Source organism: Morganella sp. HSTU-ASny43 (genome assembly GCF_022819185.1).
Taxonomy (GTDB): domain Bacteria; phylum Pseudomonadota; class Gammaproteobacteria; order Enterobacterales; family Enterobacteriaceae; genus Morganella; species Morganella morganii.
In genome coordinates this window covers 1-11566 of record NZ_WSPG01000048.1, presented here as the reverse complement: position 1 = coordinate 11566, position 11566 = coordinate 1, and the positions used below count along the sequence as shown (strand labels likewise).

Genomic DNA, 11566 nt, shown 5'->3' with positions numbered 1-11566 from the left:
CGAACTCAGAAGTGAAACGCCGTAGCGCCGATGGTAGTGTGGGGTCTCCCCATGTGAGAGTAGGGAACCGCCAGGTTATTATTAAGTGAAGAAGCCACCCTTTGGGTGGCTTTTTTGCGTTTGGGCGAAAAGAAAAATGGCGAAATGTGTGGTCATTTACCGGATGAAAAATTAACAGTCGGTAATTTCGGGTTTAACTACAGGTAATACTCTGCACCTGAATAGATCATAATGAGTCAATGGTGAGAAATCACACCCTATATATATCGCTGTCATTCTCCTGAAATGTTCCGAATCCCTCGAATACAATCTAAATTCTCTCCTTTCCGGACACGAGCTACGTGCTTTTTTAAGCTATAAGACAGGCTGATTTTGCTTCTTTAGGGCACTGTGCGACAAAAATGAAATATTAAAAAAGCCACTGCGTGCCTGATGCAGACTTTCTGAACAATTCCGGGTAACCGGGAAACTCAGAACGCATTATCCTGTGGTCACACTTTGCCGGGGTCGGGGCTCATCGCTGCAGTTGCAAATACCGGAAAAACGGTCCTGACAAGTCGGATGGCTGACGGGCTATATTACGCAGTCAGGTACAGGAACTGCATAACATCAGTCATGGAAAGAGACTTCGGATGAAGATGACCGGGTGACAGACATCACCTTACGCGTCAGTCCGCAGTAACACTACCCGATCAGATATGGTGACGTGACGTATATCCGGACAACTGACTGCCCATCAAAGAGCCGGAAATATTACCGGAATCTTTCGTACTGGCAACAGAAGGTGGCAGAACAGTGAGGTTAATCATTCAGGAGCGGGTGAAAGATCTATAGAAAAGGGTTTCATGATAAACATGAAACCCTTTCTGTTCCGGCCATCGGGTCTTTAAATGGCCTGAATTAACTGTAACGCAGATTTTTAGCCTCTGATCATGGATCAGAAGTTATAACGGATACCAATCTGTCCGTTGATTGGTGAATAAACTGCATCACCGGCAATGTGCTGTAATTTCATGAATATATTCACGTTGTTATAGCGGGCATTGAAACCGGCACCGAATTTACCGGTACTGCCGGATAAATCCAGGTTAATGGTGTTGTAACGGTTAAATTCAACTTCGTTACCGTCTTCATACTGATGATTCCACGCCGCTTTCACATACGGAGAGAACACCAGGCCGTTATCAAAGCTGAAGTCTTTACCGGCATTGACACCCAGTTCGCTGGTAAATGAAGTCTGGCTCTTGATTGCTGCATCCATACCATTATTCAGGGTGATATCTTTACTGCCCATACGGTTATACGCTAACTGTCCGTAAGGTGTGATAAAGATCTGATTACTGAAGGTAAAGGTATAACCGGTTTCCAGCGCCATCCCCCAGACAGAGGTGGAGTAATTGTCGCTGCTGACATCATAACCGTTAGTGAATGTTGTCTTCAGTTTATTATCAAAGTGGTTATATTTCAGTAATGCATCCGCATACCAGCCGTTGCTGTTCAGATAAGTGGCATAGGCACCGAAGGTATAGCTGTCGATATCACTGGTACCTGCCCGGTCATTTTTGACATCACCTTTATCAAATCCGGTGAAACCACCCAGAACCAGTTTGCTGTCACTGTTTAACGCTAACTGATAATCCGCACCCAGTTCCAGACCGGCGTGTCTGAGTTTGTACTGAATCTGATCCTTATCCACTTTGGTATTGCTGCCGATACCCTGCATCCAGAGACCGTTCTCAATACTGTCGCTGGTACGCAGCATATGCAGACGTGCACGCAGATGATCAACTTCGTTGTTGTACATCAGCTGCGGCGCACTGGACAGTGCGAGTACCGCACGGGCACTTGGTGTCAGGCGATCGGTTGCAGTGAATGACCATGTGGTGTCATTATCGGCACCGGTACGGGTCTGAATATTATGAATGTAAGTACCGGCATCCATCAGGTTGAGGATTTTGCCGTCCGCATCCTTCATACCAAAGACCGCATTGCTGTCACCGGCCACGTTTTTCACATATGCGAAATCAGCAGACTGAGGGCGATTCAGAACGGCTTCTTTACCGGTGCCCCGCTCAATGATGGTGACATAGTGCTGACCATAAGCATTATCAGTATTGATAAAGTCAGAATTACCATTGAGGATATTGCTGTTCATGGTGAAATCTAACGTGGTGTTATCATACTGCGCCGGATCATTGTTACCCAGATTATTGATATTCATCTGAGTATGGCCTGCCGGATTGGTCCGGTGGTCAAAATTCACCGCTGCTTTACCGTTTAAGGTACCGATAGTGACGGCATCGTGTTCCTGAGTGCCTTCATAAACGGTGACGGAGCTTTTGCCTTTGGTCTGGCTCAGAGCAAGATCTTCCACATACGCACCATTGGTGGTGGCCGCATACAGATGCAGATGGTTTTTGCCGTTAAAAGTAGTTTTGCCGGTCGCTTTACCATTGGCCTCAACAATCATATCGATATCACCGTTGAGGGTGTTATTTTTCGCTTCACCGCCATTTTCAACGGTTAAGTGAGAATTGCCGGTCTGGGTGTTATCGGTGGCCAGGCCGCCTTTCTTAACAATCTGATTGGTATTGGTCAGTTTGTTATTGTTGGCGGTACCGCTGATAACCTGCTCGCCACGTTTATCCGCTTTGTTGGTGATGGTATTGTTTTCTGCAAGACCATCCACATACTGACTGCCGTTGGTAATGTCATTTTTAATACCGGCAGTACCGTTTTTGCCGACAACCTGCTTACCGCGGTTAGTGGCTTTGTTAGTGATGGTATTATTTTCTGCAAAACCATCCACAAACTGGTTGCCGTCGGTAATGTCATTCTTAACGGAGGCGATACCGTCTTTTTCAACACGCTGGTCAGTGTTGCTCAGGGTGTTATCTTCCGCTTTACCGCGTACAACCTGGATACCGTGCTCAGCACCGGCATTATCGATAACATTTTTAACGGTAACGCCGGTTTTTTCAATGATCTGATCGGCATTTTTCAGTGTGTTGTCAGTTGCTGTGCCGCTGACTAACTGAAGGCCGTGTGTGCCGGTGGTATTATCGATACTGTTTGTGGTGGCTTTGCCGCTGACAGTCTGATTACCGTTGGTGATTTTAGTGTTATCCGCTTCACCGCTGACATTCTGGTCACCGTTACGGAGGGTGTTATTTTTGGCAACACCACCGGAAGAGATATCCTGATTAGCGTAATCAAAGGTGGAGTCGATCGCCAGGCCATTACTGCCGACAGTCTGACCGGTATGTTTTACACCGGCAGTACCGGTAAAGGTTGCATCAAGGGATACGGCTTTTTTGCCGTCTTTACCTTGAGGTGTTGTGAGCTTTGTCCGTTAAACGTTGCACCTTGTGACAGTGAATTTTCACCGACATGCTGTTCCGCTTTGCCGTTAAAAGTATCACCGGTGGCAACCAGGTATTCACCTTTATCTGCGCCTAAACGGGCATCAGTAACATCGGTGCCTTTGATGGTTAATGTTGCATTGCTGTTGTCTGGTTTTTTGACATCACCAATATGTTCGCCATCTAAATATTGTTTGGATTCATCATTGTAAGTACCGTTCCCGGTGCTGACAGTGATTTCATCCCGGCGGTTATTGTCATAACCGTTACGATACAGCGGCAGTGTTGACTGAGGGTTTGACGGGTTCTCATAGTCTGCACCGCGATACTTATTATAGGCGTCACTGCCGGTAATAGTGACAACTGATTTACCACCGACGGTTAAATTATCAGCTTTACCGTTGATACGGACACTGGAATCTGTAATCGCCAGGGTGTCGATTTCTACAGCAGAATAAAAGTATTCATAGTCATAGTTGACACCGATCCGGGTAAGAGAGCCATCATTTTCCGTTCTGTAGGAATAATACATATCTCCTTCCCGCTCAGATTCACGACCGACAAATGTGGTTGTGTTCGGGCTATTAATGATGCTGCCTGTATATTTGATGGTATCGTTAATATGTCTGTCTCCGGTGATAACCGGGCCGGGAATGTTATTGTTTATTTGAATGGTTTTATCGATAGTAGCCGCTACTCCCGCAGATACGGAAAGCGCACTAACTACCAATACGGTAATTTGCGAAAGTTTAAATTTCATAATAGTGGCCTGTGTTCGGAATAAAGGTGAATGGGAAAAGATCCTAATACCTATTGTTATCAGGTAATTATAGGGTGTTTACTACGCAGGAAATAAGGGGGGGCTATTGCGGGTATCTAATGGTATGAATATGTTCTTATTTTATTTTTACTATGGGTATTTGCACTTAGACATATTATTTTCATCCTTACTTATCCGGATTTTGGGTTGTAGTTATTATCAAATTAATAATGAAAATGCCATTTTCATTCCGGTTTATTTTACGTAATATTAATTTTAAGCTATGTTGTTTAAATAAGGAATAAGGAGAAATAGCACTATTTAAATCGAAAGGTTATTAAAATTTAAATTGCCGGGTCTGATGCCATTGCGGAAAATTAACCGGAATGAATCATTTTTTGCATGTGATGTTGCTCACAAAATTTACACTGCCCGGTCACCGGATTTTTATTTCAGCGATTGGTACACACTGTAACCGGCAACGGCGCCGGCGATATCCCAGACGAAATCTTTCACACTCCAGCCGGTACCGCCCGGGCGGCTGTCATAAAACTCTTTCGCGGCTCCCAGCGCAACAGAAAAACCGATACCGAATTGTGCACTGTGCCGGTGCTGCCAGTTCTGGTGATCGCCATAAGCATTAGCGGCAATTGCGGTTGCAGCTGAAAAGGCGAAATGCTGGGCTTTATCCCGTCCGGTCCAGCTGTCATTAGCAAGGCGCATCGAACAGCCGGAACTCAGCAGCAGGCAGAAAGACACTGTCATGCAGGTACGTAATGTAACGGGCATACTCATTCTCCGGGAAACAGATAAAAAAATCCCGGCGGGTGCCGGGAGGTTTATATCAGAGGATCCGGCTTATCAGGCGATCAAGACGGACGCGGCGCAGACGGCGCAGCAGTTTTTTGATCTTGACCGGATAGTCACGGATATTATCCAGCTCAGTATAGCTGCGGATAATGGTTGTGTTGGTGCGGATATTGGCCAGCTCTTCCTGACGCTGTGCGTGCAGCTCCTGTTTCGGGTCACGGATAAGGATCGCATTTTCCAGATCCAGGCCCCAGGCGCGCGGGTTCAGGTTATTACCGGTGATCAGCTGCCACTGATTGTCCACCCACATCCCTTTCAGGTGATAGGTGTTGTCGTCATCTTTCCACAGGCGGATGGTCAGTTGCTCACTGTCGGAGAACCGCTGCAGACGTTGCATAAAGCGGCGCAGATTGATTTCATACAGATAAGGCAGCCCGCCGATAATTTTGAACGGTTCTTCCGGCGGAATATAGAAATCATTGGCGGTTTTATCGCCGATAATGATTTCCACCTGTTTCCCGTCCCGCAGCAGGCGGCTGATAATGCGCACCAGTGTTGACGGCAGATTGAAATACGGCGTGCAGATAACCACTTTTTCCTGTGCGGAACACATCAGGTGCTCAATGGTGTTATTGAGCATGTTCTTTTTCCCGAGACCAATCAGCGGCGTCACGGCCAGCTGATCATCAGGCAGTGCCTGCGGGGTGAAGTGGTATGCGGCATGGCGCAGTTTCAGGCGGAAATCGCGGATCAGGTTTTTGATCTCCGGCGTTTTCACGCGGGTTTCGGTATCGAGTTTCTGTACCGCCGGTTCCGGCAGCAGCATTTCATCAATAAACAGTTTCATTGCCGCCGCCAGTTCCGGATTACGCAGGAAGTGGTAGCGGTCATAACGGTATTTATCATGCTGATACAGATAGACATTATTGACGCTGGCACCGCTGTAAATAACGGTATCGTCAATAATAAAACCTTTCAGATGCAGAACACCCAGCGCTTCGCGGGTATTTACCGGCACACCGAAGATAGGGATAAGCAGGTCAGGGTGAGATGCCGCGACGGAATGATACCAGTCGGCATTGGTGGCATTCGCTTCTGCACCGATACGCCCGCGCTGTGCGCGGTGCCAGTCAACAAAGACTTTGATATCCAGTTCCGGATTGGCTTTTTTGGCGGCATACAGCGCGTCAAGGAAATCCCGGCCCGCATCATCGTGCTCAATATATAACGCAGAAATATAAACGGTTTTCTTTGCACCGGCGATTTCTGCCAGCAGACGGCCTTTAAAGTCGCGGGTATGGAACAGCGTTTCAACATCATCCGCAGACTGTGCTAACTTCGGCAGTTGTGCAAGGTGCTGTTGGTGTTTCGCGGATTTGAATTTTGACAACATCACAGTGCGAATTATCTCTTTAGTTATAGGCGGCGGTTACGGAATAAACAGGTACCGGGCCGGTAATGAAAAGATGAACAGATCAAAGGATTATATCACCAGTTTGTCTGATTGTGCGCAGCAATTCACTTTCTGCTTAAGTGACGGTTAAGTCTGTGTCATATATCACGTTGTCCGTTTTTGACTATTGCACTGCCGCAATTTCAGAATTCAGGTGAAGTGTCAGGTTGACGATGCCATCCTCAAACTGTGTTTCGACGGTAAACCCGAGCTTTTTCGCCAGTTGGATCATATTACGGTTCTCCGGCATGGTGATGGCGGTCAGCAGGAGGATACCGCGTGACTTTGTGTAGGCGAGCAGTTTGCACATCAGCTGATAACCCAGAGTATTGCCTTTCATATCTGACCGCACCAGCACTGCAAATTCCGCTTCCCGGTTATCCGGATCCGACATCGCACGGGCAACCCCGATAATCTGACCGCCGCTGTCCACCGCCACAAAGGCCATTTCGCGGTCATAATCAATCTGGGTCATTTTTGCCAGGTCGTCATGGGTAAATTCACTGATCTCACTGAAATAACGGTAATAAAGATCTTCTTTGGTCACGCGGTCAATAAAGGCTTTCAGCAGGGGTTCGTCTTCCGGCAGGATAGGGCGGACATGCACAACCGCGCCGTCTTTTAACTGAAAATTTTCCTCCAGTTCTGCCGGATACGGGCGGATAGCCAGACGCTGACGGCCGTCACCGGCTGCCGGTGCCAGAGTCATCGTGGCATCCAGGACAGTAAATTCCGTACCGGAGGCGAGCAGCGGGTGCAAATCGAGTGTCACCACCTGCGGGCAGTCAATTATCAGGTTGGACACCTGTACCAGCACTCTGCTCAGACCCGCAATATCCAGCGGATTCAGGGCGCTGCCGGCCGCCAGTTTGTTATTTTTAATGGCGTGAATCACCAGATAACGGGCAAGCGCCATATTGAGCGGCGGCAGGGCAACGGCGGCCGGGGATTCATCATCCCACGGGCGGCTGGCATCCCCCAGCATAATCACCGGGCCGAAAACCGCATCCTGGGTCACGGCAATCCGCAGTTCCTGTGCCCCGGCGCGGTTCGCCATTGACTGCACAATCAGCCCGTCTATCTGCGCATCAGGAAAGTTTTGTGTCACGCGGTCAATAATCGCTGCTGCTGAGGTGGCGACTTCCTGTTTATCCCGCAGATAAAGCATCACGCCCTGCACATCGGATTTATGTGCGATATCCGGTGAGCGCAGTTTCAGCGCCACCGGGTAACCCAGTGTTTCGGCAATGGTAACGGCATCATCCGCAGAATGGGCAATCCAGGTCGGCAGAATGTTCAGCCCGTAAGCATCCAGCACCGGCTCGACTTCATAGGTATCCAGAACAGTGTGCTGACGGCGCAGAGCGCTGTCTATGCAGTGATGAGCCTGCTGCCGGTTGGCGGTCAGTCCTTCGGACAGAGCGGGAGTTTCCGCCAGTTGTTTCTGGTTGCGGCGGAATTCCACCATATGCATAAAAGCGGTCACAGCACCTTCCGGTGTGCGGTAAGTGGGGATCCCCGCCTCGCCGAACAGGCGGCGGGCTTCCTGTGAGGAATATTCCCCGCTCCAGTTGGTGAAAATTGTCAGCCAGCGGCTGCGCGGGTGCTGTGCGATCGCGGCAATAATCCGGGCGGCGGTTTCTTTGCCCGGTGCAATGGCACTCGGGGAGTGGAGGATCAGCAGGGCATCATGATCGTGGCTGCCGAGCAGAATGTTCAGGGTGGCGATATAGCGATCCACCGTGGCGTCATCGCGCAGATCCAGCGGATTATTGATCACAAAATCATCCGGCAATACCGCCGCGAGTGCGGCGCTGCTCTCATCACTGAGACCGGCAATTTTCCCCCGGCGGCGGAACAGTTCGTCCAGCGCCATTGCTGCCGGTGCCGCGCCGTTGCTCATAATGGCGAGACGTTCACCGCGCAGCGGCTTCATAAAGGTCAGGGTTTCCACGGCGGAAAACATCTCGTGGGTATCCTGCACCCGCAGCAGACCGGCGCGCTGGATTGCCGCATCATAGGCGATATCCAGGCTCGGCGTTTCACCGACCAGTAATTGTGTGCGCTGCGTGCGGCCGCTTTTGACCACCAGGATCGGTTTATTGCGGGAGGCACTGCGGGCGGCGGACATAAAGCGCCGCGCATCATGAATATGTTCGAGATAGAGCAGAATGGCGCTGGTTTTGCTGTCGCGGGCCAGGAAATCGAGCATATCGTCGATATCAATATCCGCGCTGCTGCCGAGTGCGATAAAGTAGGAAAAACCGGTTTCCCGCTGTTGTGCCCAGTCCAGAATGGTGTTGGAAACGGCGGCGGACTGGGAAATAAACGCCAGTTTGCCTTTGAGCACCGGTACCGGGGAAAAGCTGGCATTCAGCCCCTGCCAGGGCGCAAGCAACCCCAGACTGTTCGGGCCGAGCAGGCGGATATTATAGTGCTGACAGGTCTGTTTCAGCTCAGTAGTCTGTGATGCCGGGGCGGAGAGAATAATCACCGCACGGCAGCCGAGTTCACCGAGTTCATTCAGCAGGGCAATATTACGTTTGGGGTGGGTGCAGATAATGGCCAGATCCGGCACCAGCGGCAGATCCGCGACAGACGGATATGCCAGTACCCCTTGCACTGAGCGGCGTGACGGCGTGACCGGCAGAACCGGTCCGGCAAAACCGCCGCTGAGCAGATTGCTCATCATCCGGGAACCCGCCCGGTTGGGCTTTTCGGATGCACCGATAACCGCAATGGATTGAGGCCGGAGTAATGCTTCAAGGCCGCGCTGACTCATGGTGTTCTCCTCAGACCGGATTCCCGTGTGCTTTAATTTAGCCTAAAAGCAGCTCCTCTGCTCTGATTTGTGCCACCGGAAGATGTGACTTACCCTTCAAATACTGACGGCGGAAGCAGGTGAAGTGATCCAGAAGCTGTTTTCCGGCCGCGGTATCACCCGCCATCATCAGTGCCGCAGCGGCCACTTCGGCGGTACAGTGCTGATCTTCCCGTGCCGCAACCCGCAGCAGATAATCTTTCTGCGCCAGATCGTTGATGGAGAGCAGCGGAATGTTATCGAGATACGGGCTTTTACGGAACATTTTGCGTGCTTCCGGCCAGGTACCGTCGAGCAGAATAAACAGCGGCGGCTTTGTATTTTCCGGCACATCACTGAACACCTGACGCGGCGGAGTGGCATACGCCTGCGGGAAAATCAGGTACGGCTGGCGGGTGTCATCTTTCAGCAGCGTGAGCAGGGCCTCGTCCGGTTCGGTACGCGACCACAGAAAAGCCTGTGTGTCCGGCAGGACATCGGCGATAAGCTTCCCGGTATTGCTGGGTTTGAGCGGTTCGGTATCATACATCAGCAGGCAGAACTGACTGCGTGCATCCCGGGTCTGTATGGTGTCACACAGACAGTTTTTTTCGGGTAATAAGCAGTAATTACAACGGACTACACGACATCCCCGGGCACGGAAAACACGGGTGGATTGTGCCAGACGCCGCTGGCGTAACTGGTAAACAGAATTGGTCTTCATTTTTATCGGCTGGTTTCACAAAAAACAGTATGCATTGTACTGTTAACGCTGCACAATAGCATGATTTTTCGCGGGGGCGCCTGAGTTCAGTGCCTCCGGCGGGGGCGGCCGGTGATCATAACCGGCAGGTCCGGACGATATCGGGTAATCTTCGCCCCCGGAAATGGCGTGGGAGAAACACATGAACGACTCTTTAAATGGTAAAAACGGCAAAGTGAAAGTAATGTATGTCCGCAGTGAGGACAAACAGGACGATCAGAAAAAATCAGACAGACGCGGTGGCCGGGGATCAGATCGCGGCGACCGTAACAGCCGCGGCCCGCGCAGGGATCGCAATGAACGCAGCAATCGCGGAGAACGCAGTGACCGTGGTGATCGCGGCGAACGCAGAGGTCAGGGAAGTTATTCCGATGACAGTCGTTCACCGTGGAAAACCGTATCCCGTCAGCCGTCAGAAGACGGAGAGGGGCTGATCCCGGATCACGGCGGTATCAGCGGCAAAAGCCAGATCGACCCGGCACAGCTGCGCCGTCAGCGTCAGGAAGAAACCCGTATTTACGGGGAAAATGCCTGTCAGGCCATGTTCCGCAGCCGTCCGGAGCGCATTGTGCGCGCCTGGTTTGTTCAGTCAGTGACACCGCGTTTCCGCGATGCCCTGAAATGGCTGGCAGCGAACCGCAAAGCCTATCATGTGGTGGATGAGGAAGAGCTGGCCAAAGCATCCGGTACCGAACACCACGGCGGTGTCTGCTTCCTGATTAAAAAGCGCGGCGGTGTGAGTGCGGAAACCTATCTGGAAACCGCCGGTGAGCAGGATTGCGTGCTGGCGCTGGAAAACGTCGGTAACCCGCATAACCTCGGCGGTATTATGCGCAGCTGTGCTCACTTCGGTGTCAACGGTGTGATCCTTCAGGATGCCTCTGTGCTGGAATCCGGTGCGGCTGTCCGCACAGCGGAAGGCGGTGCCGAGCATCTGGTCGGGATTGATGCCGATGGTCTGACGGATACGCTGGATTTATTCCGCAAAAAAGGGTACGCCATCGTCACCACCTCCAGCCACAAAGGCAGCACCGATCTGGCGAAAGCCACACTGCCTGCAAAAATGGTACTGGTTCTGGGTGAAGAGAGTGACGGCCTGAGTGACGCGGTCTGGGAAGGCGGGGATATGCGCCTGTCAGTCGGCGGTACCGGTAATGTCGAAAGCCTGAACGTGTCCGTTGCGACCGGGATTATCCTGGCACGCTGGTGGCAGCAGAATAAAGTCAGCTGATACCGGCTGATTATGATTAATAAAACCCGGCGTTTGCCGGGTTTTTAATTAATGATGTTCATGAATGTTTTTTCTGAAATAAATATCTCCCGTTATATTCACCTGTCTGTCAGCACGCCAGTCATAACGGCTGTACGGGGATAGATGCTGTTAATGTCAGATATTATAAAAAAACCATGCCGGAGCATGGTGCAAAAATGTGCATTAAAAATAAAAATTATGGCAAATAGCATTAATAATGCTAAATCATGCTCACACTCCTTTGTGAATATAATATTGATAATTATCCGTGATATTAATTCCGCAACCGGAAAGTGTATTTTCCTGCGGTGAAATAAGAATAGCAATTTGATGATTTTAATAGCAAGTGATTATTCTGTTAATAAG

Annotated in this window: 7 protein-coding genes and 1 pseudogene; 2 read left to right on the top strand and 6 right to left on the bottom strand. The window is 50.5% G+C overall.

What is annotated here, in order from left to right; genetic code table 11:
* Positions 1-397: 397 nt before the first annotated feature.
* A pseudogene (locus GN208_RS17210) lies at positions 398-566 on the top strand (IS3 family transposase); the annotation flags it as partial.
* 371 nt (positions 567-937) lie between these two features.
* Here GN208_RS17210 and GN208_RS17205 read toward each other — a convergent pair.
* The 6 genes from GN208_RS17205 to GN208_RS17180 form a co-directional block, all read right to left on the bottom strand.
* The gene (locus GN208_RS17205) at positions 938-2809 is read right to left on the bottom strand and encodes an autotransporter outer membrane beta-barrel domain-containing protein (RefSeq protein ID WP_015422533.1); all 1872 of its coding nucleotides are present in this window, start codon (positions 2807-2809) and stop codon (positions 938-940) included.
* 458 nt (positions 2810-3267) lie between these two features.
* Positions 3268-4122, bottom strand: a complete 855-nt coding sequence (locus tag GN208_RS17200) for a hypothetical protein (protein WP_004235558.1) — start codon at positions 4120-4122, stop codon at positions 3268-3270.
* Between the two features lie 447 nt (positions 4123-4569).
* Positions 4570-4917, bottom strand: coding sequence for a YfiM family lipoprotein (locus tag GN208_RS17195; RefSeq protein WP_004235559.1), 348 nt, complete (start codon positions 4915-4917; stop codon positions 4570-4572).
* A 49-nt stretch (positions 4918-4966) separates the two neighbouring features.
* Positions 4967-6325: a CDP-diacylglycerol--serine O-phosphatidyltransferase gene (pssA, locus tag GN208_RS17190; protein WP_004235560.1), complete on the bottom strand. Its 1359-nt coding sequence runs from the start codon at positions 6323-6325 to the stop codon at positions 4967-4969.
* A 184-nt stretch (positions 6326-6509) separates the two neighbouring features.
* Complete coding sequence (locus tag GN208_RS17185; protein WP_004235561.1) at positions 6510-9167, bottom strand: GNAT family N-acetyltransferase; 2658 nt, start codon at positions 9165-9167, stop codon at positions 6510-6512.
* Between the two features lie 37 nt (positions 9168-9204).
* Positions 9205-9909, bottom strand: coding sequence for a tRNA-uridine aminocarboxypropyltransferase (locus tag GN208_RS17180; protein WP_004235562.1), 705 nt, complete (start codon positions 9907-9909; stop codon positions 9205-9207).
* Positions 9910-10090: 181 nt separating this feature from the next.
* Between GN208_RS17180 and GN208_RS17175 the strand changes: the two genes are divergently transcribed.
* Positions 10091-11179 (top strand): tRNA/rRNA methyltransferase, encoded by a 1089-nt coding sequence (locus GN208_RS17175; RefSeq protein WP_015422535.1) that lies wholly within the window; start codon positions 10091-10093, stop codon positions 11177-11179.
* Positions 11180-11566 lie beyond the last annotated feature (387 nt).